This window comes from Bradyrhizobium tropiciagri, assembly GCF_018130505.1.
Classification (GTDB): Bacteria; Pseudomonadota; Alphaproteobacteria; order Rhizobiales; family Xanthobacteraceae; genus Bradyrhizobium; species Bradyrhizobium tropiciagri_B.
Map to the genome: position 1 here is coordinate 1 of NZ_JAFCKH010000020.1, position 26,540 is coordinate 26,540.

The 26,540-nt window shown below is 62.4% G+C and carries 20 protein-coding genes; 13 read left to right on the top strand and 7 right to left on the bottom strand.

Features of this window, described 5'->3' with window-relative positions:
- Nucleotides 1–3,138: beta strand repeat-containing protein (locus JQ633_RS34210; protein ID WP_249159869.1), on the top strand; the 3,138-nt coding region annotated here is incomplete at its 5' end.
- Nucleotides 3,139–3,163: 25 nt separating this feature from the next.
- Here JQ633_RS34210 and JQ633_RS34215 read toward each other — a convergent pair.
- From JQ633_RS34215 to JQ633_RS34240, 6 genes are all read right to left on the bottom strand, one after another.
- The gene (locus tag JQ633_RS34215; protein WP_211990236.1) at nt 3,164–4,174 is read right to left on the bottom strand and encodes a transglutaminase-like cysteine peptidase; all 1,011 of its coding nucleotides are present in this window, start codon (nt 4,172–4,174) and stop codon (nt 3,164–3,166) included.
- A gap of 218 nt (nt 4,175–4,392) precedes the next feature.
- Nucleotides 4,393–5,643, bottom strand: a complete 1,251-nt coding sequence (locus tag JQ633_RS34220) for an HlyD family type I secretion periplasmic adaptor subunit (RefSeq protein WP_211990237.1) — start codon at nt 5,641–5,643, stop codon at nt 4,393–4,395.
- 12 nt (nt 5,644–5,655) lie between these two features.
- Nucleotides 5,656–7,785 carry a type I secretion system permease/ATPase gene (locus JQ633_RS34225; protein ID WP_433995720.1) on the bottom strand — a complete coding sequence of 710 codons (2,130 nt, stop codon included), beginning with the start codon at nt 7,783–7,785 and terminating at the stop codon, nt 5,656–5,658.
- A 308-nt stretch (nt 7,786–8,093) separates the two neighbouring features.
- Nucleotides 8,094–9,791 (bottom strand): TolC family outer membrane protein, encoded by a 1,698-nt coding sequence (locus JQ633_RS34230; protein WP_211990238.1) that lies wholly within the window; start codon nt 9,789–9,791, stop codon nt 8,094–8,096.
- Between the two features lie 282 nt (nt 9,792–10,073).
- Nucleotides 10,074–10,493 (bottom strand): hypothetical protein, encoded by a 420-nt coding sequence (locus tag JQ633_RS34235; protein WP_211990239.1) that lies wholly within the window; start codon nt 10,491–10,493, stop codon nt 10,074–10,076.
- 186 nt (nt 10,494–10,679) lie between these two features.
- On the bottom strand, nt 10,680–11,216 hold the full coding sequence (locus JQ633_RS34240) for an NYN domain-containing protein (protein ID WP_211990240.1): 537 nt from the start codon (nt 11,214–11,216) through the stop codon (nt 10,680–10,682).
- Between the two features lie 683 nt (nt 11,217–11,899).
- Between JQ633_RS34240 and JQ633_RS34245 the strand changes: the two genes are divergently transcribed.
- The 3 genes from JQ633_RS34245 to JQ633_RS34255 all read left to right on the top strand — a co-directional run bounded on the left by JQ633_RS34245 (nt 11,900) and on the right by JQ633_RS34255 (nt 16,198).
- Nucleotides 11,900–14,917 (top strand): DUF7507 domain-containing protein, encoded by a 3,018-nt coding sequence (locus tag JQ633_RS34245; protein ID WP_211990241.1) that lies wholly within the window; start codon nt 11,900–11,902, stop codon nt 14,915–14,917.
- A 170-nt stretch (nt 14,918–15,087) separates the two neighbouring features.
- The gene (locus tag JQ633_RS34250; protein WP_211990242.1) at nt 15,088–15,549 is read left to right on the top strand and encodes a hypothetical protein; all 462 of its coding nucleotides are present in this window, start codon (nt 15,088–15,090) and stop codon (nt 15,547–15,549) included.
- 199 nt (nt 15,550–15,748) lie between these two features.
- Nucleotides 15,749–16,198, top strand: a complete 450-nt coding sequence (locus JQ633_RS34255) for a pilus assembly protein N-terminal domain-containing protein (RefSeq protein ID WP_211990243.1) — start codon at nt 15,749–15,751, stop codon at nt 16,196–16,198.
- A 60-nt stretch (nt 16,199–16,258) separates the two neighbouring features.
- Here the strand turns inward: JQ633_RS34255 and JQ633_RS34260 are convergent, their stop codons facing one another.
- Entirely contained in the window at nt 16,259–17,482 is a 1,224-nt protein-coding gene (locus JQ633_RS34260) for a glycosyltransferase family 87 protein (RefSeq protein WP_211990244.1), read from the bottom strand.
- A gap of 375 nt (nt 17,483–17,857) precedes the next feature.
- Here JQ633_RS34260 and JQ633_RS34265 point away from each other — a divergent pair, with 375 nt between their 5' ends.
- From JQ633_RS34265 to JQ633_RS34305, 9 genes are all read left to right on the top strand, one after another.
- Complete coding sequence (locus tag JQ633_RS34265) at nt 17,858–19,342, top strand: hypothetical protein (protein ID WP_211990245.1); 1,485 nt, start codon at nt 17,858–17,860, stop codon at nt 19,340–19,342.
- A 437-nt stretch (nt 19,343–19,779) separates the two neighbouring features.
- Entirely contained in the window at nt 19,780–19,992 is a 213-nt protein-coding gene (locus JQ633_RS34270) for a hypothetical protein (protein WP_211990246.1), read from the top strand.
- Nucleotides 19,993–20,083: 91 nt separating this feature from the next.
- Entirely contained in the window at nt 20,084–20,296 is a 213-nt protein-coding gene (locus tag JQ633_RS34275) for a hypothetical protein (protein WP_211990247.1), read from the top strand.
- Nucleotides 20,297–20,520: 224 nt separating this feature from the next.
- Nucleotides 20,521–21,027, top strand: coding sequence for an A24 family peptidase (locus JQ633_RS34280; protein WP_211990248.1), 507 nt, complete (start codon nt 20,521–20,523; stop codon nt 21,025–21,027).
- Between the two features lies 1 nt (nt 21,028).
- Nucleotides 21,029–21,994: a Flp pilus assembly protein CpaB gene (gene cpaB, locus JQ633_RS34285; RefSeq protein ID WP_211990249.1), complete on the top strand. Its 966-nt coding sequence runs from the start codon at nt 21,029–21,031 to the stop codon at nt 21,992–21,994.
- On the top strand, nt 21,994–23,187 hold the full coding sequence (locus JQ633_RS34290; protein WP_211990250.1) for an AAA family ATPase: 1,194 nt from the start codon (nt 21,994–21,996) through the stop codon (nt 23,185–23,187). The genes cpaB and JQ633_RS34290 overlap by 1 nt, the downstream gene beginning before the upstream one ends.
- Nucleotides 23,184–24,653, top strand: a complete 1,470-nt coding sequence (locus JQ633_RS34295; RefSeq protein ID WP_433995721.1) for a CpaF family protein — start codon at nt 23,184–23,186, stop codon at nt 24,651–24,653. Before JQ633_RS34290 ends, JQ633_RS34295 begins: the two co-directional genes overlap by 4 nt.
- Nucleotides 24,650–25,579, top strand: a complete 930-nt coding sequence (locus tag JQ633_RS34300; RefSeq protein ID WP_211990251.1) for a type II secretion system F family protein — start codon at nt 24,650–24,652, stop codon at nt 25,577–25,579. Before JQ633_RS34295 ends, JQ633_RS34300 begins: the two co-directional genes overlap by 4 nt.
- Complete coding sequence (locus tag JQ633_RS34305; protein WP_211990252.1) at nt 25,576–26,481, top strand: type II secretion system F family protein; 906 nt, start codon at nt 25,576–25,578, stop codon at nt 26,479–26,481. The genes JQ633_RS34300 and JQ633_RS34305 overlap by 4 nt, the downstream gene beginning before the upstream one ends.
- Nucleotides 26,482–26,540 lie beyond the last annotated feature (59 nt).

Here is a 26,540-nt window from a genome sequence, read left to right on the forward strand (position 1 = left end):
TTCGATGGCGGCACGGCCAACGGCAATTTCGTCGGCACCGACCTGCCGGCCGACACCAATGGATCGCCGACGGTGGCCTCGGTGAGCTTCGCCGGTGCATTCACGTTCGGCAACCTGAACGACTACGGCGCCGACGGCGCCGGTGCGTCCACGATCAGCTATGCACTGCAGTTCCATGCCGGGTTCACGGAAGGAAACATCTCCGGCCTGAGCTCCGGTGGCCTCGCGATCCGCCTGTACGAGAGCGGCGGCGTGATCACCGGCTCGACGGCATTGACGGAAGGCACGATCAGCGCCGGCAACACGGTGTTCACGTTGAGCGTCGACAACGCCGGCGTCGTGACGCTGACCCAGACCCATGCGGTCGACCATGCGCAGGCCGACGTCTACAACAACGCCTACATCTCCGATCTGCAGTCGCTCGCCAACAACCTCGTCGACCTGAAGGCCAGCGTCGTCACCACCGACAGCGAGGGTGACTCCTCGCAGACAGCGACGGCGCTGCTGGATCTCGGCGGCAACGTCCAGTTCGGCGACGACGGTCCGGGCAATCCGACCGTGACCACCTCCGGCGTCGAGCCGGTGGCGCTGACCTTCGACGGCGGCACTGCCAACGGCAACTTCGTCGGCACCGACCTGCCTGGCGATACCAACTTGTCCTCGACGGTGGCCTCGGTGAGCTTCGCCGGCGCGTTCACCTTCGGCAACCTGAACGACTACGGCGCCGATGGTGCCGGAGCGAGCACGATCAGCTATGCGCTGCAATTCCACGCGGGGTTCACCGAGGGCAACACCTCCGGTTTGACCTCGGGCGGTGCGGCGATCCGCCTGTACGAGAGCGGCGGCGTGATCACCGGCTCGACGGCGCTGACGGAAGGCACGATCAGTGCGGCCAACACGGTGTTCACGCTGAGCGTGAGCAACACCGGCGTGGTCACGTTGACCCAGACCCATTCGGTCGATCATGCGCAACCCAATGTTTACAACAACGCCTACATCTCTGACTTGCGGGCGCTCGCCGACAGTTTGATCGACCTGAAGGCCAGCGTCGTCACCACTGACCGCGAGGGCGACAGCTCGGCCACTGCGACTGCGCTGCTGGATCTCGGCGGCAATGTGAAGTTCGGCGACGATGGTCCGGGCAACCCGACCGTGACGACCTCCGGCGTCGAGCCGGTAGCCTTGACCTACGACGGCGGGCTGGCGAACGGCAACTTCGTCGGTGCCGAGGGCGCAGGCGACACCAATGCATCATCGACGGTTGCGACGGTAAGCTTCGCCAGTGCGTTCACGTTCGGCAATCTGAACGACTACGGCGCCGACGGCGCCGGAGCGAGCACGATCAGTTATGCGCTGCAGTTCCACACGGGCTTTACGGAAGGCAGCGCGTCTGGCCTGACGTCGGGGGGGACGGCAATCCGCCTGTACGAGAGCGGCGGTGTCATCACCGGCTCGACGGCGCTGACGGAAGGCACGATCAGTGCGGCCAACACCGTGTTCACGCTCAGCGTGAGCAACACCGGCTCGGTGACGCTGACGCAGACCCATGCGGTCGATCACACCCTGCATAGCGCCTACAACAATGCGTACATCACCGACCTGCAGCAACTCGCCAGCGGTCTGGTCGACCTGAAGGCCAGCGCGGTTACCACCGACAGTGATGGCGACTCATCGACGACGGCGACCGCGCTGCTCGACCTTGGCGGCAACGTCAAGTTCGGCGACGATGGCCCGCACTTCACCCTCGTCAATGATGGCAACGGCGACGGCATTGTCAGCCTGTCGGCACTCAACCCGGCAGCGACCACCACCTACACCGGCCAGTTTGCGGACTGGCAGTATGGGGCGGATGGATTTGGGGATCTGACGGCCACGGGAGCGAATGTTCAAGTCGCTTCCCACACGTCGTCCCAGATCGTGCTCAACCTGCTGGATGCAGGCAATGTCGTTGCCACGATGACGCTGAATGCCGATGGCACCGACTCGCTGGAAGTGCACAACCGGCCGGGTACGATCGAGTTTACCACAGTGGCAACGGCGGCGGCGCAGCCCGGAGGGCCGGTGGGTTCCGTGCTCGTGGACTTGCTCGCCGCTACCGACTTTAACGTCCTTATTACGGCGGATGACGGCTCGGCCCCTGCCGGAACGGCTGGCGACGCAGTCAATACCAGCTCGAATGGCTGGGGCGTCAAGGGGCACTCCGGTCAGACGGTCGATGCCAGCGAGTCACTCCTGTTCGGCTTCGTCAATGATAACAACAATACGACCCCCCACGGTATCGACGACTTCAAGTTCACGCCCCAGGGCTTTACAGGCGGTATGGGTTCGGCCGGAATTACGGTCAGAGTCTTCCTCGATGCCGCCATGGCGACGTATGACGACGTGCACCTCAATGTGACGGACGGCCAAGTAGTTCAGATCACCCAACTGAACTGGTCGGCCCCTGCTGGTACAGGTAATTATGTTGTCGGTGATCACATCTACGGTGTGGATGTCATCGCCGACAGCGGCAACAAGGGCGGTTTCCGTATCGATGGAGTTTCGGTGGGCGCCGCATCGAATAATCCGCCGCCGGATCTCGACTTCAACAACATCCAGGTCACGGCCACCGATGGCGACGGCGATACGACGACACAAACCTTCAATGTCCATATCGATGGAACATCGGGCAATGCGTTGACGGTTGAAGCTGTCGCCGGAACTTCGGGGGCCGACAATCTGCTTGGCACCGCCGGCAACGATACTTTGATCGGCGGTCCTGGCAACGATACCCTGACCGGCAACGGTGGAAACGATCTGCTGGTGCTTCAGCCCAATGGCGGCGGGATGGACACGATCACGGACCTAAATACTGCAGGTCTCGACAAGATCATCGTCGACGTTTCCGACCAGAATCTCACCTTTGCAAACGCAGCTCTCATCAATGCTGCGACGCAGTTCAACAGCGGCAACGGAGCGCCGACGAGCGGTGGAGCGGCGTGGTCGGAGAGCGCGAGCGGAGACAAGTTCTATTACGACACGACCAACCAGAACATCTGGTTCTCCGCAAACGGGACTGGATCCGATCAGATCCAGCTCGCGCATCTCTCGACGGGTCTTCCGCCCGCGACCGTCGCTGCCGCCTTACACACGGCGTAAGGGGCAGAACAGAGCAGGTTAGGACTCAGAGCAGCAGCGGCAGTACATTCAACTGGATGCCGCCGCTGTCGCTCAAGGCCTCGGAACCGGTCCATTCGGCGTCGTCGGCGCTTGCCGCGGCGGGAGTCGGATCAAGCTCTCGGCCAAGCGGCAACCTTGCATAGGGCGCAGCGAACAGCTGCACGCCGCGCTGGTCGAGCGCGAACATCGGCGTGAAGTTTGCGACGCCGGAGGCATCCACGATCTCCGAGAGCCGGCTGTCCAAAATCAGCCAGCGTCCTTCGAAGCGGGCTGCCAGCACGGCGTGATCCTGGCGGATCGCGCGGTCGCGGCCCAGCACCAGGCGGAGGTCGTCGCGCGGGAAGCCGGCCTCGCTGAGCGCGATATACTTCGCGATCGCGTAATCCTCGCAATCGCCCTTGCCGGTCGCGAAGGTGGCGAGCGGGGCGGTCCAGCGGTCGGACACGCCGTGCTGCGCATAGTCGTTCATGTAACGGATCGCCTGGTTGACGGCACGGTTGGCCTCATCCAGCCGCTCGCGTCCCGACTTGTGCTTGACCGCGTTGATCAGGCGGAGGAACTGCGCGGCATGGGAAGGGCAGCCGGAAGCGTCCTCGCGGCACTGCGCAAGAACGGCTTGTTCCTTGACGAGATCGGACTCGAGGCCGCGCCATTTGCTCCAGAGGTTGCTCTCGGGCGCGCGGAAGGTGAACAGGCCGAACGGCTCGGGACCGACCGGCGGCTGCGGCTTCGCCGCGGGCAGGGCGTCGGTCGCGGTATTCGACGGCGTGAGGGAGGCCGTGCGCATCGCGTTGGGGCCGCGGCCACGCTGCCGGTCCAGCTTGGCCAGAACGTCGTTGATGGTGAAGAAGGTCGCGGGCGGACGGTTCGCGGCATCCGAGGCGGGCGCGAATTCGCTGCCGGTCTCGCCGAGAACGATCTTGTCCGCGGCGAACGCCGGCGGTGCCGCGCACAATGCAATTGACAGCGCGGCCGCGGCCGCGACCGCCGACGAAGCAAACTTCAGCGACACCATATGACGTCCCCACTGGCGGGGACCGTCAACGTCTGTGCGTCGATCTGCGCCCCCGGTCTGTTATCGGGACGCAGACTGCTGCCTGGGCGACTTAAGTGGAGTTAAGTGGGGCGGAGGCGCGTCGGATTGTCGGAAAGGCGGTCAATCCGGGGTTTGCCCGTTCGTTCAAGTTTGAACGAACCGAGGTCACCATTGGTTAACCAGAGGCGGCACGTCGATCAGCGTTCGCGCAGCGCCTCGTCGCGGAGCAGGCGAGCGGGCTTCACGATGTAGTCGAGCACCGATTTTTCGCCGGTCAGGACCTCGACCGTGGTCACCATTCCCGGAATGATCGGAAGCGGATGCTGCTCGGTACCGAGATGGTTCTTTTCGGTTCGCACCATGACCCGATAGAAGGTCTCCTGCCGCTCGGACTTTTCCGCCTTTTCGTCCACGATCGTGTCGGCACTGATGCGCTCGACCTTGCCCTTCAGCGATCCGTAGACCGAGGAGTCGTAGGCGGTGATCTTCACCACGGCATCCTGGTTGGGGCGAATGAAGGCGATGTCCTGGGGACGAATCCGGCCTTCCACCAGCAGCGTGTCGTCCAGTGGCACGATATCCATGAGGTTGGCGCCGGGCTGCACGACGGCGCCGATGGTGCTGACGTTCAATTTGTTGACGATTCCGTGGACCGGCGACTTCAGGTCGGTGCGGCGCACCCGATCCTGCGCGGACTTGATGTTCTCGTCGAGCACGGCGAGATCGCCGCGCGACTTGGCCAGATCCTCGTCCGCCTGCGAGCGGAACGAAGCGGTGATATTGGCGATCTTCGACTGCGCTTCGGCGAGCTGCCCCTTCATATCGGTCGCCTGCCGGTCGAGCCGCAGCATCTCGATCTCGGGGACGACCTTCTGCTCGAAGAGCCTGCGCGTCAGCGTCTGCTCGCGCTCCAGCAGCTTGAGGGAGCCGGTGAGGCGAGTGACCTGTTGATTGAGGACGTCGATGTCCTGCGCAACCTTCTGGGCGCGCATCTTGAAGACGCTGGTTTCGGTCGCAACTGCGGCAGGAACCACATTGTCGAGATTATCGGGAAACGTGATCTCGCCTCGTCCACGCGCTTCGGCATCGAGGCGGGCGACCCGCGCCGCCATCGCCGCGCGGCGCTCGCGGATTTCGCCGAACTCGGCGGCGAATTTCGTATCGTCGATGCGCATCAGGGACTGGCCCTGCTGAACGATGGCGCCTTCCTGGATCAGGATATCGCCGACGATGCCGCCCTCGAGCGATTGAACCACCTGGATCTGCCGCGACGGCACCACGCGGCCGCTGCCGCGCTTGACTTCATCCAGCACGGCAAAGTGCGCCCAGACCACGAAGGTCGCAAATAGCGCGCACGAGGTCCACAGCAGCATGCGCGAGGTGCGCGGCGTGCGCAGCTTGGCCGCGGCCCGGATGTCGTTTGCAAAGGCAAAATCGGAAGACGCCATAATATTCGCTCGTTATGCAGACTTCGTCTGAATCGTATTCTCGGGGGAGGGCGGCATCGCCGCAGGCTTGCCCTGCAGGATCGCCAGCACCTTGTCGCGCGGGCCGTCGGCAACCAGACGGCCGTTGTCGAACAGCAGCAGCCGGTCGACCATGTTCAGCAATGACAGACGGTGAGTGGAAATGATGATGGTCATGCGATCGTCGCGCAGCCCCTTGAGCCGCTCGAGGAACTCCTGCTCGCTGCGGACGTCGAAGTGCGCCGTCGGCTCGTCGAGGAACAGCACGCGCGGCTTGCGGATCAGGACGCGGGCGAGCCCGATGGCCTGCTTCTGACCGCCGGAGAGGCTGCGGCCGCCTTCCGAGATCGGCATGTCGTAGCCCATCGGATGGCCGGCGATGAAGCTCTCGACGCCGGAGAGACGCGCGGCGAGCAGAATTTCCTCGTCGGTGGCCTCGGGTTTGCCGAGGGCGATGTTGTCCCGCAGCTTGCCGAAGAACAGGTCGGTATCCTGCATCGAGAAGCCGATGCCGGCGCGGAGGTCGGACGGGTCGTATTGGCGCGAGTCGACGCCGTCGACCAGGATGCGGCCTTGCTCCGGCTCGTAGAAGCCGAGCAGCAACCTGCCGACAGTGGTCTTGCCCGACCCGACGCGGCCGATAATGCCGACCCGTTCTCCGCCCTCGATCTTGAAGCTGACCTTTTCGAGCGCCTTGCCGGGCGCGTTCGGATAGGCGAACGAGACGTCCTCGAAGGCAATCCGGCCCTCTTCGATCCGCCTTGCGACATAGGACCGGGTCGGCGACCGCTCGCGATCGAGCGACATGATGCGGTCGATCGCCTTGAGGGACGTGATGGTCTGCGTTCCCTTGGTGATCACGGAGGCGATGCCGGCGATCGGCGCGAGGACGCGGCCCGCGAGCATGTTGGCGGCGACCAGTGCACCGACGCTCAGCTTGCCGTCGAGGATCAGGAAGATGCCGACGATAACGAGCAACAGGCTGGTGACCTGCTGCGCCGTGCTCGCGCTCGTCAGCGACATCGACGACCAGAAGTGTACGTCCTCGCCCGATCGGGCGGTTGCCGCAACCGACCGCTCATACAAGGTCTGCATGCGGGACTCAGCACCGGTCGCCCGGACGGTCTCGAGGCCGGACAGGGATTCGACCAGCACGCCATGCCGGGCGGCGGATTCGGCCTGCAGGCGCTTCATGGCGCGGTCCAGCGGGCGCTGCAGCAGGAAGCCGACCGCCATCACGATCGGCAGCATGATCAGCGGAATCCAGGCCAGCGGTCCGGCGATGACGAACAGCACGCCGACGAACAGGATGGCGAACAGCAGGTCGGTCGCGGAGACCACGCTGCCGGACGTGAAGAATTCACGCACCGAGTCGAAGTCGCGGAGTTGGTTGGCGATGATGCCCACCGAGGTCGGCCGCTGCGCCATCCGCACCGCCATGACGTGCTCGAAGATGTTGGCGGCGAGCACGACGTCGATGGTCTTGCCGGTCACGTCGATCATGCGGCTGCGGACCATGCGGAAGACGAAGTCGAATACGATGGCCAGCCCCATGCCGATCGCGAGCGCGATCAGGGAGGGGATCGCGCCGTTGGGGATGACGCGGTCATAGACGCTCATCGTGAACAGCGGCGTCGCCAGCGCGAGAATGTTGGTGAGAAACGCGGCGAGGGCGATGTGTCCGTAGCTGCGCCAGTGCTCCTTCACGACCGACCAGAACCAGTGGCTCTTCGGCAGGTCTCCGGCGGCAACGGCGCGTGCATCGGCCTGGGGCGCGACCTTCACCAGGAATGCGTAGCCGGTATAGTCGGCGGCCAGCGTGTCGATGTCGACGACACGCGGAATGCCCGGGGTCACGGTCGGATCGACGACCTTGATCGTCTTCCTCGCCGCGTCCACCCCCTGCAGGATCAGTGCCGAGCCATTCTTCAGGATGAGAACGGCGGGCAGCACCAGCGCGGGAATGTCCGTGATGTCGCGCTTGACCGCTTCGGTCTCGAGACCTGCGCGCCTGGCGGCGCGATCATACAGCGAAACGGACAGCCGTCCGTCCGTGATCGGAAGTCCGCCGAGCAGCGCTTCGCGGCTTACGGCGCGGCCGTGATGCGCAGCGAGATAGGTCAACGAAGCGGTGAGGGGATCATCGCCCAGCACGCTCGGCCGAGCTTGCGCGGCAGGCTTGGTGTTCGGCTCATCCGACGACGGTTTGCCGGCATCTACGGCCGGACTTGCTGTTCGAAACAACAACTGGAAACCCTTGGTGGCAAAAGGGACGCTGAAAAAAAATACGTACGATCAGCTCGGCAGATTACGACGAACGGCGAACGAAATCATCGGAACTTGCGTTGACAGTTAATTAAAGAATGGAAAGGGGCCCCGTAACCGTAGCGTTACGGGGCCCCTTGGGAAACTTTAGCCTTAAGTTGCGGCCGCTACTGAGCGGAGGGCGGGAAGGCCGAGAGCAGCCAATGCGGCTTGGTCGAGGCGTAGGAGTTCGCGCCGGCCTGATCCGCATAGATCACGCGCGGACCCTCGTCGGTCTTTTGCTGCATCACCCATTCGGAAGCGCCGGGTACGGCTGCGGTCGCCGTCGAACCCTGCCAGCGATCGGCAAAGCCGGCGCCCTTCGGCTCCGCCGCCGCGTAGGCCGCGGTGGCCCGGCGAGACGCAGCCACCGGCGCCGGAACGGCGACGCGCAGCGGCTCGGAACCGGTCTGCGGCAGGTTCACCCGGAGGGTCGGGAACGAGTACTTGGGCAGGCCGATGTTGAGCATATCCGCCGGGGCGGCATCGACCGGAGGCGGCGCCTTCAAATACTCGATCAGGGTGCCCATTGCCGCCAGCAGTTGATAGTCGGCGAACACGACGACGCCACGCGCGGAGGTGAGCGAGACGGACGCGTTGAAGAACTGGTTCTGCGCATTCAGCAGGTCGATCAGCGAACGCTGGCCGAGCTCGTATTCCTTCTGGAAGGCCGCGATGGTCTTCCGGTCGGCGTCGAGCTGGCGCTGGAGCGCAGCGATGCGGGTTGCCGTGATCGTGCGGGCATTCCACGCCTTGTCGATCGATTCATAGGCGTCGCGCTGCAGCCGGGCGTGGCGCATGGTTGCTTCGGTGAAGCGTTCGCCCTTCTCCGAGCGATTCCAGGCATCCTGGCCGCCGCGGAAGATGTCCCACGACATCACCACCTTGCCGCTGTAGTCCTCATGCGTCACGCTCGGATTGCCGGGAGCCGTGACGTAGGGGAACGAGTTGTCGTAGTGCGTTGCCCGACCTTCGAGATAGAACTTCGGTCCGAACAAGCCGTCGGTCGCCTTGTACGCGTGCTTGGCAGCGTCGGCGTCGGACTGCGCGGCTGCAATCGTCGAGTTGAACCGCAGCGTGGTCGCCAAGGCTTCGTCGCGGCTGTGCGGCAGTCCCGCGAGGGGAGCGGGGAAACGGACATTGATCGGCTCCAGGCCGACGGTCTTGCGGTACTTTGCCCTGGCGTCCTCGAGGCTGCGCTGGAATTCCGCGAGTGCTGCGCGGGCGTTCTCGACACGCTCGCGTGATTGCTCCAGATCGCCTTCGCCGGCCCGGCCACCCGAGAAGCGGGAGTTCACGTTGGCGAAGATCTTCTCGTGGTTGGCGACGTTCTGCTGGGCGAGGCTGACCAGCCGCATGTAGCGCACGACGTCGACATAGGCTTCGGCCGCGTCCAGTGCCAGCAGTTCGGTTCTTTCCTTGACGCGGGAGGCGGCAGCGTTGACGCGCGCCGTCTGGCGCCAGACCTCATTGATCGACGTGAAGCCGTCCCAGAGCAGCTGCCGGACGACCACCGATTCCTGGCTGCCGTTCCGCCACGGTCCAGCACCCACTGTTGGGGTCGTCAGGTTCGGGCTGACCACGCCGGGCGACTGGTCGAATTTCTCTGGCCCGTAGCTCGCATCGATGCGCACCTGGGGCAGCAGCGTGCTTTGGGTCTGCCGCAGCTCGCTTTCAGTGGCTCGCCGGTTGGCCGACGCTTCACCGACGCCCGGGTGGGTCTGCATGGCCTGACGCAGGGCGTCGTTGATTGAGAAGACTTCGGCATGGGACGGGCTAGCCGCCAGGCAGAGGCCTGCTACCACCACGATGTGTGCCGTCTTCATGAATCCCGCCCCTACTCGAAAAAATAAATTTCTGGAATCTGCCCTAAAGGCTAACAAAAGAGGGGTTCCGAACCTATGACATTTCGGTCACACCGCCGCGCTAAGTGAGGCTCGGCGGATCACACTCGCGGTACCGATCGCCGTTTGTATTGCTAATAAATTCAAAGATTTGCGGAGGGTGTTGCAGGTAGCTCGGATGCCGCCCCGATCCGCGGGATGACATCGAAAACGGGAAGGTAGGTTAACTCAGCGCTAACGACGCTGGTCCCGCTGCGTCCGCCGTCACTGCTCGCGGCAGCTTGCAATGTAGGTTGCAACGAATGGAGACGGCAACTTCCCGTCAGGCCCGCTGGTTGCCGCGCGGGTCGTCAGTTTGTAGAGCACCTTGCTGCCAAAATAGAACCGGAAGATCTCGGCAGTCGTCTCGTCCACGCGGGTCGCGACGATCGACGTGGCGTCGCGCCGGGCGGCCGCGAAAACGTAGGTGGTGAGCTTTGCTCCCTTGCTCTCGGGCGTGGCTCCCCAGGTCACCGAGAGGGTCTGGCCATCGATCGCGACCGCGGGGTGGATGGTGTCCAGATCGTCGTCGATCCATTGGGCGTCGGCGGACTTGGCGGAAGGGCCGAGTTCGATGCGCTTGCCGCGCGGCGGATCGCAGGTGAACCGTGTCTCGGCCATCACCGCAGACGTCGTCGCCAGCAACAGCAGCAGACAACCAGCCAGTCTACGCACGGGCCTTCCCCCCTGTCGTCCCATTCGTCGAGGTCATACTGGAGATTCCGTTAGTCCCGCGCAATGCGGCAACTGCGAGATCTGGGCAAATAACCCTTGCGCTGCGAGGCGGGCGAAAAGGGGCTTGCGACCGACGCCGTACGGCGGCCTACGGCGTCACTCCGGCGCGATCGGATGCGGCGGACGTTCGATCGATGTCCTGAGCGTGTCGAGTTCGAGGAAGATGTCGGCCTGCCGCCGGAGCTCGTCGGCGACCATCGGCGGTTTGGTGCGAATGCTGGAAACGACGGTGACGCGAACTCCGAGCCGCCTGACGGCTTCGACGACCGCGCGCAAATCGCCATCGCCCGAGAACAGGAATGCGTGGTCGATGCGTCGCGCGATCTCCAGTGCGTCGACGGCGATCTCGACACCGACGTTGCGCTTTATCCTGCGCCGGCCTTCGCCGTCATTATGCTCCTTCGCCGGCTTCGTCCTGACTGCATATCCATTGTAATCGAGCCAATCGACGAGCGGCCGGATGCTGCTGAACTCGTCGTCGTCGCGCACGATGGTGTAGAAATAAGCACGGACGATCTGTCCGTGCTTGCCGAACTCCACGAGCAGTCGGCGGAAATCGACTTCGAAGCCGAGACTCTTGACGGTGGCGTGCAGATTCGCGCCGTCGATGAACAGTGCAATGCGATCCGTCATCTGAAATCCCCTTGACGCCGGTTCGTTCGCCGCGCGTTCGATTCTCGACACTGCCTGGGCGTATCGTGGGGCGAGCGTTCCGACTGAAAATGGTTGATCCTAGATCAAGGACTTGGGCAGGAAAAAGTGGAAATTTCTAATTACCCCCGGTGGATCGTCGCATAACCCGGTCCGGTAGCCGCTGATGCGACACCGGTCCGCAGCCGGGCGATCCCTAGGCGTGCCCCGGCAAGCCCTTGGCGCACCGCGAAATGATCGTCGCTCCGGGCAGCCCCATCGAAAGAGGGAATGTTTGGCAAGAGCCGGTTTTGGGGCGGGCGCCTATACAGTATTCGGCCCAGCAAGACCTGGCTTGATCTTGTGGGCTCTTCCGCCGCCGCCAAGGTTTCTATTGCGTTAACGACGGCAGAACATCTAAAGTTGATTCAAAGGGTTTCGGCGGTGTTTGCGCCGAAATCCCCGTATTTTCCCGGATGCTGTTTTTGCCGATTTCAGTTTTTCATCAGGAAGGAAGGCAGTTGCGCCTCTGATTGCATAGACAAGGTTTGGCTGCCGGCAGGTGCGACGCCAGCGGTACGTCTATCGCATCAATCCAATAGATCTCCTCACTTCCACTGATAACGAAGCGGTCGTAGCCGGCCGCTGCGGAATATTCTCGTGTTTATACTGGAAGGACTTCTTGCATGTCAGTTTACAGGTACGACGCAAGCTTCAACACTTTCGTCCTCGTCGATGATGCTCTGCTCTTCACCAATCCTTCGTTAGCCGATTTCTCCGTTGCCACCGATCTTGCCGACTACGCGCCGGGTTCGACCGCGAGCATCACGGCAACCGTCGGCGTCGGCGACACCGTGACATTCAACGTCAGCGACGTCGCGGGGACGGCCGTGTCCGGCACCGACCAGCCATGGACAGTCACCGACGGCGGCGCCGGTGATCTCGACGGCATCGCCAACGGCGTGATCCGGACCTCCTGGGCGGTCGGCATGGATGCCGCCGGCGAGGCGTTCTCGTTGAGCGCGATCGATCAAACCGCCGGCGTCATGATGACAACCGGCTTCACCGACAGCCCCCCGCATACGCCAGTGGCGGCCGTCGTTCCGGCAAACCTGACCAATGGCATCGTGTTTCTGACCGGCGATACCAACACCGCGACGGGCACCGGCATCTTCCCGTCATTCGTGACGATCCAGAACAAGGGTGTCGAGCAGGGTTTCAACACCGACGCTCCGCCCGTGCTGAATACTGGTAGCTCGCCGGAGCATAATCACAGCCTGCTGCTCGGCGCGGTGCCGGTCGTTGTGGTGAACGGCGTGGAGTATCGGGAATTCCGCCTCGATCTGAACGAGCAGGACGATCCGATCAGCCTCGACAAGCTGCAGATCTACAAGGCGTCGTCGGGCAATCTGACCTCGCTGGCCGGGCTGACCCAGATCTACGACATGGACGGCGGCGCGGACGGGAAAACCGGTGGTGCGGCCGACGTCGACGTCTCCGTCGGCCTGACGGCGTGGTCGTCGGGCAGCGGACACAGCGACTACAAGGTCCTGATCCCGAACTCCTACTTCGCCGGCACCGATCCGGGGGCCTATATCTACTTTTATTCGCAGTTCTCGAATGCCGACGCGGGATTTGAAGAGTGGTCCGTCGGGCCGGTTACCCCGTCCGGCACCACGCCGAACGCGGCGGTGGGCGTCGACAAGCAAATCTCGGTCGACGGCACCAACTGGCTGGACGTCGGCGCGTACGACATCGCGCCCGGCAGCGACGCCGCACCGACGCTGCTGGCCGGCTCGACGGTCTACTACAAGGTGATCGTCACCAATTTGACGATCCCCAACGCATCCAATGTCGACCCGAAGCTGCTGTTGACGTCGTTGACCGACGATCCGGCGCTCACCTTCCACTACCAGGACGGCGATGCGAACAACAACGGTCTGGTCGACCTCGGCGAGTCCTGGACCTACACCGCATCGGCCAGCGCGGTCGATGGCTTGCAGCCGGGCGGCAACGGCCAGCTGCGGCAGATCGACACGGTAACGGCGGTCGGCACCGTGTCGGATGCGAACGGAACGACCACCGGCACGAGCAGCGACAAGGCCAACTATATCGGCGTGACGCCCAAGATCGCGATCGACAAGGTGACCGTCGACGGCACGCTCGATGCGAACGGCAATCTCGTCCTGGTTGGCGGCAAGGGCGCTGCCGGCGACAACCTGACCATCATCGCCGGCGAGAACATCATCTGGGAGTACAAGGTCTCCAATGCCGGCGATGTCGCGCTGTCCAACGTGACCGTGACCGACGATCATGCAGGTGTGACGCCAGCGAGCCTGCTGAACGGCGACGGTTACAATGTCGGCGATGCCAACGAGGACGGCAAGCTCGATACCAACGAGACCTGGATCTACACGGCGACCGGCACCGCGATCGACGGTGCCTACACCAACAAAGGCACGGCATCCGGCAGTTTCACCGACAGCGCCGGACATACGGCGGCGCCGTCGGCGAGCGACACCTCAGGCTATACCGGCGTCACTCCCGCCATCCATATCGAGAAGGTGACCACGGGCGTCGATTCCGTGAGCATCGTGAACAACGTCGTGACCCCGCATATGGCGACCGGCGACGGCCTCAGCTTCCTGGCCGGCTATGGCGTCAGCTGGACCTATACGGTGACCAACACCGGTGACGTCGCGCTGTCGAGCGTCGCGGTGACGGACAATCAGCCCGGCGTCTCGCCTGCCGCCGTGCTGCAGGCCGACCACGTCCACAATGTCGGCGATGCCAACGGCAACGGCCTGCTCGATGTCGGCGAGAGCTGGAGCTTCACGGCCTCCGGCACGACGATCCTCGGCAACTACAGCAACACGGGAACCGCGAGCGGGTCGTTCACCGATACGGCCCATCACACAGTGATGCCAACCGATGACGATGTTTCGGGCTATACCGGCACCTTCACCGAGCAGGGCGGCACGCTCACCCAGGGATACTGGGGAAGCCATACCGATGCGTGGGACGGCGTGCTGGGCAAGGAAAGCAATCCGACCAAGAGCGGATTCAAGAACGGCGATCTTTCGGCCCTGGACATCAATCCGCGGCACGACGGCAACCTGCTGCTCGGCGATTCCAACGGCGACGGCATCGCCAACGACGCGCACAATCTGCTGATCTCGAATGCGCTGGCGTCATCGCTTCTGTCGTCCAGTACGGGTGGCGATGCCCGCATCATCATGCTGCAGCAGACCATCGCGGCACAGCTGAACATCGACAACGGCAAGGCGCAGCCGAACGATCTGATCGACGAAGCCGTGATGTGGCTGACCGGCAAGGGCGCATGGAGCGGCAACGGCTTCACCCTCGATGCCAACAATGACGGCGTGATCGACACCTCCGGCGGCAAGCTCGCCGGTTCGTCAGTCGCCACCAGCGGCAACGCCTGGCAGAAATATGTCGACGTGACCAACCCGGCATCGATCGCCGATTGGAGCAATGGCAAGGAGGCCGACGGCGAGGGTCTCAAGAACGCGCTGATGTGGTGGAACGACGGTCACCTGGTGACGAGCACGTCGGGGCAGGTCGCCTATGACGTCAACGGCACGTCGGCGGGCGGCATCAATCCGGCAACCGTCCACCTGAACACGATGGACGAGTTCTGGGTGACGCTGCACCAGCAGACATCCCTGACCGGGATCGCCTGATCGCCCGGGCCCGACGAGCGGGAACAGCAGGAGCGGCCTCGCGCGCGCCGCAAGTGTCTGGTCGGCCGATCGGGGAGGGAGCAGGGCGGGCTCGCCAAGGCGAGCCTTCCGCAGGCGGCGAACCTTCGAGGGCGCCGATCCAGGGTCTGGTGCGGTGCCTGGCCGTTCTGTTGCTTTGCGTCCTGCTGGCGGCCTGCGGAGCCGCCCGGCAGGCGATCGAGGAGCAGGCCGAGGTCGAGGCCGAGCAGCCGGCATCGGCCAACTTGAACAATGCGCTGGCGGAGTGCCGCAATGCCTTTCCGGACCAGATCGCCCAGGCCGTGGCGCGCACCGCATGCGTGATCAAGGCGACCGAGCTGGTGCGGCCGCTGTTGCCGTTCCCCGACCTGCTCGACCGGGAGAACGCGCTGCGCAAATCATTGGCCGAGCAGGTGCAGGCCGGGACGATGTCGCTGCTGGAGCGCAACATCCAGATCCAGAAGCTCCATGCGCAGCTGCTCGAGGAGGAGCGAAGCCGGCCGCCGCCCACCCCGGCGGCTTCCGGCAAGCCGCCTTTGGCCGTCATGCAGTGGCGGCAGTCCAACCCGGAGGGCTGCGGCCGGCTCGGAGGCGACTCGGCAAGCTGTTATTGAGGGGGCGGTCTGAGAGATCTCCACCTGCGCTCGCAGGTGGATCATCGTGGGGTGGGCCGTCATGAGCGGCCACGTCGGTGCGAGGTCCCGTCGTGGATAAATGATTGGGGCGGTGCCGCGAGGTGGCAATTTGCGAAATGCAGGATATCATCACGTGATTACGGTTCACGGTGGTCCCTTCTCTCGGGAGGAAATCTTCATGAAGCGAATAGTCCTTATTGCAGCGGCCTTATTGATGTCGGGTGGCGTGTTTGCTCAACCTCGAGAGGTCATTCCAACTGATCAGATTTCGCTGGCCAGAGGTCAGATCAAGGTGCTGATTTTCGATGAGCAGATCGGCCGCATCAATGTCGTCGGCAAAGGCATCATTGAGGCTGAACCACAGACCGACAAACAGCTGTCGATCGAGGGGATCGGGTCCGGTTCGAGTCAGATTTTCGTATTTTCCAACGACGGCAAGCAAATCTACAGCGCGGCAGTCGTCGTGACCGCGGAGTTGGGACGCCTCGTCAAAATCTACGGCAACAGCAAGAATGACGATCCGAGCGCGGGTCACACGCTGGTCTGGTGCAATGAATTTGGCTGCGGACGCCCTGATGGAGACCTGTCGAAGGCGACGGCGCCTGCCGAGCGAGTTAGGATAAGATAGCCGTTCTGCGGTCGCAATTGCGATCCCATCGTGCCTCGCCAGCACGATGGCATGGTCTCGTCACTGAGGCTGGGAGCTCATCTGTATCGGCGCCGGCTCGCGTCGCCACCACGAAGCGGCGCGGGCGAGGATGAGGGTTGACACGATGAGCGTGACGCCAAGCCCCGTTGGTTTGCCTGCGAAGTAGCCGGCGACGAGAACGAGCGCGCAAGCCAGCGCCGGAAGTTCGTAGCCGAGAAATCCGTCCTTCAATCCGATGCGGACCAGGAAGCCGACGGCAACAGCGAGCACCACCATGTCGTAGATGGCGACATAGGGCGTGGCCAGAAGCGTTCCTGCGGCAAGAGCCGCAGCCTTCAGGCTATAGCGCAGGCGGCTTCGCCACATCAGCGCCAGGCCCACCGCAACGAACGCGGCGAGAACGAACTGGAGTGCCCATGCCAATTGCTCGGTGCCCCCGAAATAGCGCACCATCGAGTAGAGGCTCTGCAACTTCCACCATGTCGCCTTGCCCTCGCTCATGATCGCCTGCGACGATATCGGCATCCAGCGAAAGAACGCCAGCCAGCTCTCGGTGCCGAAGGCGAGCCAGGAGACGGCGACTACTGCGATCGTCGTGATGGCGGCGCTGACGAACACACGCCAATGCCCGGCCGCGCCCAGCACGATCGGAAACAGCAATCCATACTGCGGCTTGTAAGCCAGCAATCCAAGGCAGATGCCGGCAAGCACCGGGCGGATGGGGATGAGATACAGGGTGCCGCCGATCAGCGCCGCGGTGAGGAAGCCGTTCTGGCCGACCAGCGCATTGATGAAAACAAATGGAGCTGCGAGCGCGAGCAGGATGCCGAAATTGTGCCCTACGATTGCGCGCATGACGGCGAGATACGGCACGAGACTCGCGAGAATCCAGCCGAGGTAAGCCACCGAGTACGGCAACAGTGCAAGCGCGCATGCGACGAAGAAGAACGGTGGAGGGTAATGCCAGGGAAAATCGCCTTCAAAATCCTGACCGAGCTTGGCGACCTCGACCCGCTTCAGGACGTCCCATTCGAACGCTTGCGCCGGAACACCCTCGAGCGCGAGATGCCCGCCAGCCCAGAAACTGACAAAGTCAGTCGGAATTCCCAAACCGTTTGCATCGTAGATCCAAGCGCGCAAAAGAAACGCCATCACGCAAACCGTCACGTTGATCGCGCAAAGGGCAAAACAAACTTTTCGCAGCCGTGCGGGAATTTCGATCTGGTTCCAGCCAATTCTTGGCGGAGGGCGGGAGACAGCCATGCAATATCCCTGCTCGAAATTACTTCCTGTCGGAAAGCTTCAAGCAATACGGCGCGGAGAGACACGTGTCCAGAATTAGGGTACTTACAAACCAGAACGCGGTTAAAAGCTATCGATTCCGGCTCCACGCGGTTTTATCCCGTTCGGCATCGCCACCTTCTCGAATAGCTCATTCGGGTCAGGCATTGTCGCGACCTGTCCGAGGCTGATCTCGTGGTGAATGCTGCGACCTCGACACGGCTCGGCACCACGATCTATTCAGGGGGGCCGGTGCAGCTGTGGTTGTCAATTCCGGTGTGAAAATTAAGCACCGTGAGAGCTTTTCGTTGCTTCCCGAGCTCGAAGTAGGGGATGGTCGTTTCCGGGACGGAGGCCATGCTTTCAAACGCTGATCCAGTTCAGGCGGACACGGAGACGAGCCCGAAGGTAGCGCCCGCGCGCAACGATCACCTTCGGCCGTGGCTGCCATTGCTGTGCGCGGCGATGGTCTGGCTGACGCTCATCACGAGGATCCCCAGCCTGTTACGGGATGCGGATGTTCACTGGCATATCGTGGTCGGCCAATGGATAGTGGATCACCATGCCGTACCTCACGTTGATCTGTTCTCATTCACGAAGCTGGGGGCGCCCTGGATAACCAGTGCGTGGTTGTCGGAGGTTCTTTACTTCGCTGCGTTCAGATTGGCGGGGTGGGCAGGGCCTGCACTGCTGTGCGCGCTATCCGCATCCCTGGCGTTCTTCCTGCTGGCGTCCCTGCTGCTGAAAAGACTGCCGAACGTACCCGTGATGATTCTGGTGAGCGGCGGGATCGCGATCACCGCGTTCCATACGCTGGCTCGGCCGCATGTCCTTGTCTTTCCGTTGATGGTGCTGTGGGCCAACGCCCTGGTGGAGGCGAGCGAACAACGTCGAGCGCCTTCGCTGATCTATCTTCCGCTCATGACGCTGTGGGCCAACCTCCACGGAAGTTTCACGCTGGGACTGGCGCTGATTGCGCCCTTCGCCCTGGAGGCGCTTTGGACGGCGGACAAATCCGCTCGTGTGACGGTCGCGCTGCAATGGTTTCGATTTGGGGCGCTGGCGCTTGTGGCCGCCTGCATCACCCCGTATGGGCCGGAATCCATTCTGGTTACGTTTCGTCTCTTGAGCTTTGGGACGACCATTGCAACCCTCGGCGAGTGGAAGCCGGCGCTCGACTTCGGCGCACTGAACCCGATTTTGATCTGCTTCATCGCCGGCATCGGCTACGTTCTATACAGCGGATTCAGGCTGCCTCCGATCAGGCTTGCCGTGCTGCTCGCGATCATTTGGCAGACGCTCGCGCACGTGCGTTATGTCGACGTTTGCGCACTGGTGGCGCCGTTTGTCATCGCCGGTCCTTTAAGCCAGCACCTCTCATGGCCGCAGTTGCAGCACCGCAGAAAGGTCGTTGCTCCGACGAGGAGGGCGTTTGTCGCAACCATGGTCGCTCTCATGCTCGCGAGCGGCTTGATCGTGGTGACGAAGGATCGCTTGCCACCACTCGTTCCGCGCGTCCCGGTCGATAAGCTCAAGGAGCTGCAGGCCAATCGCGTATTGAACGACTACTATTTCGGCGGATATCTGATTTCCCAGGGCGTCCCGACATTTATCGATTCACGTGCCGAACTGTATGGGCCGGTTTTCCTCGACCGCTATCTGCGAGCGATCTCGCTCGACGATCTGCCGGACTTCGTGAAGTTGCTCGATGAATACAAAATCGACGCAACGCTGCTGTTCCCGACGACGCAGGCGGTGGGCCTGCTCGATCGAATGCCGGAATGGGAGCGGGCTTATGCCGATAACGTGGCCGTGGTCCACGTTCGGCGTCGAAGCCGGTAAGGATCCTCCGACCCTGCGTACGATGGCTGTTGGCGACCACGCAGCGACGGCACTTCGCCCAGAGCGCCGGCAGCCGGACGGCTCCACAAATGCCTCACAAACTCGGTGATCTTACGGGGAGGGCATGCCGCCGGCTCTTCCCGCAAAGGGTGTCGGACCTCCGCAAGACTCGGTCCGTATTCGCACGGAGATCGTGCCGATGTGCCGAGAACAGCGAAAATTCGACAGCTATCTCAATGGATTCCGCCCGAATCTGATGTGCATCGGACACGTGGGCGATAAGCCGCAGATGGCGCGGTAGGGTTAACAAAGGATTACCCCGTGACAGATTTCGCGCAAGCTATTATAAAATTGAGCTTAGTTGGCACCGTATTTGCCCGCCAACTTTAAGCGCCCATTAAGGCGTCAGTTCATCTTAAACAAAGGGATTTTGTCCTATGCTGAAGTATTACATCAAGACCACCGAAGCTTTGAAGCGTCTCCGCGACAATGAGGACGGCGTTGTGTCGTTCGAATACGTGATCGTCGCTGCCTGCATCGTGGCCGCCGTGGCTGCTGCGTTCGGCGCCGGTGGTACTGGTCCCATCGTCGACGCTCTCAGCAGCGCGATCTCGAGCGTCGCTAGCAAGGTCTCTTCTGCCGTTTCCTAACACGGCCGTCAGGCAAGGGCAGGGGGCTCGAACTGTGCCCCCGCCCCATTTTGCGGAACAAGATAGTTTTAGCGCGAAAAGGATTCGTCCGATGTTGAAGTATTACATCCGGGCCACGGACGCCATGAAGCGTCTGCTTGCCAACGAGAGCGGCGTTGTGTCGTTCGAGTACGTCATTGTCGCCGCTTGTATCGTTGCCGCAGTGGCCGCTGCATTCGGTGCTGGTGGTACTGGTCCTATCGTCGACGCTCTCAGCAGTGCGATTTCGAGCATCTCCAGCAAGGTCCAGGCTGCCGTAACCTAACACGACTGCCTTCACCCGGAGTGGGACACTGAGCGGTGCCCCCTCCGGCGTGCTGACTAGGCCTTGTGGCCAGGCGAGAGTGTATTGGTGCCGCGTTCAATTTCGGGCCCACCGTGTACGCTCGAATGCTGATGATGATCGTTACGTACGAGACGACGAAAGGCGCTGCGCACCGATCAAGGGGACATTGAATTGCTGCCGTCATTTTTTTAGGCATTCATTTTATGAGTTGGATTGTTCCCATAACCTCGCTTCTGACAATCCTGTTGTTGTTGTACGTCGCAACGACCGATATCGCGACACGATTGATTCAGAATGAGATCTGTTTCGCGGTGGCACTCCTCGGGATCGCCGGCCAATTGGCGGATCCAATGCAAGTTGCCCAATCGCTGATCGTTGCCGCGATCCTGCTGCTGCTGCTGTTCGTAATCTACCAGTTTGGAAAGATCGGCGGCGGCGACGTCAAGCTGCTGGTTGCTCTTGCGGTCGGTCTCCCGCTGGCCGGGGTGGTGCAGTTATTGACGGTGACCGCGCTTGCCGGCGGCGTTCTCGCCCTGGTGCATCTGATGATGCGCGCCCTGCCGTATCCCAGGCTTGCGCCTGCCGGATCGTCGGTCGTGCGTCGCGTCTATGCAGTCGAGCGCTGGCGGCACTTACGACAGGCACCGCTACCGTACGGGGTTGCGATTGCGAGTGGTGGTATTTGGACGATTTTGAGCAAAGGATTTTAAGATGTCATCCGCCTTGCGCCTTTCGATCATTGCGGTTCTGCTCCTGGCAACCACCGCGCTCGGGCTTATCGCCTATAACATGAACCAGCCGAAAGAGGCGCCGGTGCAGATTGCGGACAAGCCGGTCGCGCCGACGCCTGTCACGGTCGGGTACTTTGTCGCCGCGCGTCCGCTCACCCGGGGAGCCTTGGCTCGCGAAGAGGACTTCACGGTACGCACGGTGGCGCCGGGAAGCGTTCCGGCAGGTGCGATCCTTGAGACGCCCGACTCCAAGGCCGGACTTCCGGGCTCCCTGGTTCGCAAGTTTGTCGACGCCGGTTCTCCCATCACGTTGCAGGACATCCTGCGTCCGAAGGACCGCGGTTTCCTCGCGAGCGTCCTGGCGCCGGACAGCCGCGCCATCAGCATCAAGGTTGACGAGGAGTCCGGCGTCTCCGGCCTGATCCGCCCAGGAGATCATGTCGACGTCGTATTGACCCAGGTGTTCGAGAAGGCGGATCCGGCGCGTCGCGCCCTGGCCGAGACCGTGCTGCGCAACGTTCGCATCATTGCGATCGACCAGGAAATTGCGCAAGGCGGGCGACCTGTCGCCACTGCGGTCGGCAAGGTGGCGCAGACCGTCTCACTGGAGCTTACGCCGGAGCAGGTCAAGAAAGTCACGGTCGCAAAGCAGCTCGGAACGCTCTCTCTCGCCGTGCGGTCGGCAGTCGATCAGTGGGAGAAGGCGGACAATGGCGCGATGTCCAGCTGCGACGTGTCGCCCGAACTTGCCCGCCAGAATGCAATTGCCGGCCAGACGGCTGCCGTGGTGGTTCATACGGGAGGCGAGATCAAGCAGTACTCCGTCAGGAAGCAGGACGCCGACGACAGCGTTGCGATCACCAGCTGTGACGGGGCGGCGCTCGACCCTGGTCGCCAGACCGCCGCGGCGACGACGATCACGAGTAAGGCTTCGGAGAAACGTTGATGAACATCGCCATGATCAACCCGCCTGAAGCTGCACCGATCATCACTCGCGACAAGGTCGTCTGCATTGTCAACGACGAGCTCAGCGCTGCAGCACTTCGCAAGGGACTGGATGGCAGCAACCTGTCGATCAAGCGTGGCACCATCCACAATGCCATCAAGATGCTGGAGACCGACACCGATTTGTCTGCGCTGGTGACGGATATCAGCGGAATCGACGACCCGTTTACCGAATTGGAAAGATTGGCCAGCGTCTGCCCGCCCGACGTGCGGGTGGCCCTCATCGGCGATAACAGGGAGATCACCTTCTATCGAGAGCTGATGGACATCGGCCTGACCGAGTATCTGCCGAGGCCGATTACGCGGGACGTGGTGCTGGACCAGTTGCGTCCCAAACTGATCGGCGAGGCGGCGCCGAGCCAGCCCGATCGCGGCGGCCACGTGATCTCGATCTGCGGTGCGCAAGGCGGGGCCGGGGCAACAAGCATTGCCATCAATCTCGCGCTGCAACTGGCCGAGACCACGAAGGCCAAGGTCGCGCTGCTCGATCTCCATCTGCAAAACGGCGAAACCGCCGTGATGCTGGGTGTCCAACCTGGGCCCGGTCTGCGCATCGCTCTGGAAAATCCGATGCGGGCGGATACTCTGTTCATCGAACGCGCGGCAATTGCAGTCAACGAGCGCGTATGCCTGGTTTCCGCCGACGAGGAGCTCGATGCGCAGCTCGACATCACGGAAGCGGGCGTTCGGCACGTTCTGGGTCTGCTTCGGCAACGCTTCAATTACATCGTGGTCGATGTGCCAGTCCCGTTCCCGCCATCCATCCATCCGGTACTCACCGTTTCCCGTCACGTGCTGGTGCTGTTGGAGGCCGAGGTTACCGGACTTCGCAACGCCCATGCGCTCCGCAACGCGGTCACCAACATTGCCGGCAAGGACCGGGTCTTTACGTTGCTCAACCGTGCCAATCGGCCCGGGGGCCTTCCCAGAGCCACGATCGTGAAGGCGCTGGGCGGAGAGCCCGACATGGTCATCCCGGATCTCGGGAAGGGGATGACCCAGGCGGTCAATCTCGGAGTTCCGGCTCTGAAGCATGTTTCCGGACTGCGGCGCCACCTCGCTCCCATTGTGCGGGAGATCAGCGGTGTCGGTGCCCAGCAGAAGGGACGATGGAAGAGGCTGCTCGGGCTATGAAAAAATTCGGTCGGCGCGAAGACGACGCAACTCATTTGCCTGCATTGTTGGCAGCCCTGCCTGCGTCTCCCCCTGGTTCGCCTAAAGCGCCACCAAGCTTGCCCGCTGCGCCAAGCCTGGTCTCCGTCGTGCCATCCGTTGCCCCGGCCGCGCCAGCCCCGGCCGCGCCCCCGCCCGCGGCGCCGAAGCGGGCCGAGCCCTCGCATCCGCATTCCGTGATAACGGCTTCCTTGCGCGAGAAGGTTATCGAGAAAATTGACCCGGCTGCCGCTTTGTCGGTCTCGCGCGATGTTCTTCGGCGGCAGATCGAGGAAATCATCCATGGAATCGCCAACCAGGAACGGCTCGAATTGTCGGGACGCGAGCAGCTTCAGCTGGCGGAGGAAATTGCGGACGACATGACCGGTTACGGGCCGCTCCGTCCGCTTTTGCTCGATGAAACGATCAACGACATCATGGTCAACGGACCGAACAACATTTACGTCGAGCGGCGCGGCAAGCTGGAGCGCATCGCGGTTCGTTTCCGCGACAATGAGCACATTGCGTCCGTGGCGCAGAAGATTGCCGCGCAGGTCGGCCGGCGCGTCGACGAATCCAGCCCGATGGTGGATTGCCGCTTGCCCGACGGCAGCCGCGTCAACATCATCTTCCCGCCTCTCGCGATTCACAGCCCCTGCATCTCCATCCGCAAATTCCCTAGTCACCGTCTGAACATCGCCGGAATGGTCGCAAACGGCTCGATGACCGCGGCGATGGGACAGTTGCTGGAAATTGCAGCTCGGTCCCGGCTCAATATTCTGGTCTCGGGCGGTACCGGCTCGGGCAAGACGACGATGCTCAATGCGATGAGCCAATTCATCGATCACAGCGAGCGCATCGTTACAATCGAGGATGCGGCCGAACTGCAGCTTCAGCAGCCGCACGTGATCAGCCTGGAGACGCGGCCTCCCAGCATCGAGGGGACCGGGCAGGTGACGCAACGCGATCTGCTGTGGAACGCCCTGCGCATGCGTCCTGACCGGATCATCGTGGGCGAGGTGCGCAGCGTCGAGGCGTTTGACATGCTGCAGGCGATGAACACCGGCCATGACGGCTCGATCTCCACGGTGCACGCCAACAGCACCCGAGATGCCCTGACCCGCGTCGAAAACATGGTGCAGATGGGACAGGTCAACCTTCCGCCGCGGGCGATCCGAGCCCAGATCGTCGCTGCGCTTGACATCATCGTGCAGGTTGAGCGCATGCGGGATGGACAGCGTCGCATCGTTCAGATCAGCGAGGTGATCGGTCTGGAAGGCGATGTGATCACCACCAATGACATCGCCTCGTTCCAGTATCAGGAGGAGGATGTTCACGGCCGCATCGTGGGCACCTACAGATCCACCCATGCAATCCCGAAATTCAAGAGCCGCCTTGTCTATTATGGGCTTGATAGTGCCTGGGCCGAGGCCATGAGGCAGATATGACGTATCTCATCGTTATTGTCCTGATACTGCTACTCGGTGCAGCGAGCATCTCGTTGACGCTCGACGCCCGAGAACGACGCATGGCTCGTCAGTTGATGTTGGTGCTGCCGGCCTCGCGTGCGGCCGGCCTGACGTCGATTCGACGTTCGGAGACCGGTTCCCGCTCGCAATTGCTTCACAGCCTGTCCAATTACAGGCCTGAGGTCGCTTACGCCTGGCACCCGGCCTACACACTGCTTGCCGGTGCCTTCGCTGCCGCAGCGATCTTTTATGTCAATGCTCGGCTGGTGCAGTTGTCGACCCTCAACGTGTCCATCGCGGCTGCATTCGTGGCCTTCCTGACGGTGCGAGGTCTGTTTGGATGGCAGCAACGTCGGTTCGCCAATCAACTTTTCCGGCAATTGCCTGACACGATCCAGCTGGTGACGAGCACGGTCCGCTCGGGGTTGCCGGTCAACGAGGCTTTTCGCACCATCGCGCGCGAGATGCCGCAACCGACCGCCGGGCAGTTTGCGATGGTATGTAGCGAATTGAGCCTCGGGAGACCTCCCGAAGAGGCCGTGGAAGCCATCTATCGGCGAACCCAGGTCGCCGAGTATGCGATGTTTGCGGTGACGCTGGCAGTCCAGTTGAAGTCCGGCGGCAGCCTGGCCGAAACCCTGCAGACGCTCGGAGAAACCGTTACCCAGCGTGTCGCGATGGCCGCGCGCGCGAAGGCTCTGGCAGGAGAGGTGATCTTCTCCTCGCGCGCGCTTTCGCTCTCGCCTCTCATCATCGGCGGGTTGCTGTACTGGATCAATCCGAAGACGCTCGATCTGCTGTTCAGTGATCCGACCGGAAACATCCTGCTGGCTTACGCAGGGGGATCCGTGCTCGTCGGGCATCTGGTGATACGCTGGATGATCAGAAGGGAAACCGCGCTATGACGACCGGCCTCGGTCTGGTGACCCTCGCGATCGCGGCCGCGACCGTGACCTTCCTGTTGATCATCCGTGAGATACACCTTCGTGCATTGGACGCGCGGGTGTCGAAGGCCGTGCTGGGTCTTCCCGGCGAGGCACCATCGTCGAAGGACATGATCGGCTGGTTTTCGTCGATCGGCGCGCGTTATCGGCGCTTCTACGCCGAGGAGAACCTGGACCAGCTTCGGACCATTCTCCTGTCATCGGGCTTCATCAACTATCATCGCGTCTTGCCGATCTGGATCGGTGTCAAGACCGTCAGCATGTTCGCGTTTCCGATCGCTGCCATACTTCTCGCGCTGCTCTCGGGAATGAAGCCGATGGACGTGCTGTTCTACGGGCTGTTCGGCGTGGTGTTCGGGATCATGGGGCCGCGGTTCATTCTGTGGATGCTGAAGCGACGGTTTGACGCGGCGGTGCGGCTCGGCACGCCGGATACCATCGATTTGCTGGTCGTTTGCAGTGAAGCCGGAATGGGGCTCGAAAGCGCACTGGAGCGCGTGGCGGAAGAGATGGGCATGTCCAATCCTGCAATGGCCCGCGTCTTGCGAGGCCTGCTTGATGATCTCCGGATATCGCCCAACCGTGCAGAGGCATTCGAGAGATTGGCATCCATGTCCGACGGTCTTCGCCGTTTCGGCACCATGGTCAGCCAGAGCCTGCAATATGGTACACCACTGGCCCAGGCGCTTCGCAGCATCGCCGTGGACCTCCGGCAAGAGCGAATTACCAAGCTGGAAGAGAGGGCGCACAAGCTCGGCGCCAAGCTGACCATTCCGATGGTGCTGTTCCTGCTTCCGGCGATGTTCGTGATTTTGGGAGGAAGTCCGTTTCTGCATCTCATTCGTTCATTCAAGGGCATCTAGGGACGTAACAGGAGCCATGAGCACGGTTCGCGCCCGTCGAATTCGGCAAATCAGCCGCA

Coding starts and splice junctions, on each gene's coding strand:
- cpaB (WP_211990249.1), top strand. CDS start 21,029: ATGTCATCCGCCTTGCGCCTTTCGATCATTGCGGTTCTGCTCCTGGCA.
- JQ633_RS34295 (WP_433995721.1), top strand. CDS start 23,184: ATGAAAAAATTCGGTCGGCGCGAAGACGACGCAACTCATTTGCCTGCA.
- JQ633_RS34280 (WP_211990248.1), top strand. CDS start 20,521: ATGAGTTGGATTGTTCCCATAACCTCGCTTCTGACAATCCTGTTGTTG.
- JQ633_RS34260 (WP_211990244.1), bottom strand. CDS start 17,482: ATGGCTGTCTCCCGCCCTCCGCCAAGAATTGGCTGGAACCAGATCGAA.
- JQ633_RS34245 (WP_211990241.1), top strand. CDS start 11,900: ATGTCAGTTTACAGGTACGACGCAAGCTTCAACACTTTCGTCCTCGTC.
- JQ633_RS34240 (WP_211990240.1), bottom strand. CDS start 11,216: ATGACGGATCGCATTGCACTGTTCATCGACGGCGCGAATCTGCACGCC.
- JQ633_RS34230 (WP_211990238.1), bottom strand. CDS start 9,791: ATGAAGACGGCACACATCGTGGTGGTAGCAGGCCTCTGCCTGGCGGCT.
- JQ633_RS34215 (WP_211990236.1), bottom strand. CDS start 4,174: ATGGTGTCGCTGAAGTTTGCTTCGTCGGCGGTCGCGGCCGCGGCCGCG.
- JQ633_RS34220 (WP_211990237.1), bottom strand. CDS start 5,643: ATGGCGTCTTCCGATTTTGCCTTTGCAAACGACATCCGGGCCGCGGCC.
- JQ633_RS34290 (WP_211990250.1), top strand. CDS start 21,994: ATGAACATCGCCATGATCAACCCGCCTGAAGCTGCACCGATCATCACT.
- JQ633_RS34255 (WP_211990243.1), top strand. CDS start 15,749: ATGAAGCGAATAGTCCTTATTGCAGCGGCCTTATTGATGTCGGGTGGC.
- JQ633_RS34305 (WP_211990252.1), top strand. CDS start 25,576: ATGACGACCGGCCTCGGTCTGGTGACCCTCGCGATCGCGGCCGCGACC.
- JQ633_RS34275 (WP_211990247.1), top strand. CDS start 20,084: ATGTTGAAGTATTACATCCGGGCCACGGACGCCATGAAGCGTCTGCTT.
- JQ633_RS34300 (WP_211990251.1), top strand. CDS start 24,650: ATGACGTATCTCATCGTTATTGTCCTGATACTGCTACTCGGTGCAGCG.
- JQ633_RS34265 (WP_211990245.1), top strand. CDS start 17,858: ATGCTTTCAAACGCTGATCCAGTTCAGGCGGACACGGAGACGAGCCCG.
- JQ633_RS34270 (WP_211990246.1), top strand. CDS start 19,780: ATGCTGAAGTATTACATCAAGACCACCGAAGCTTTGAAGCGTCTCCGC.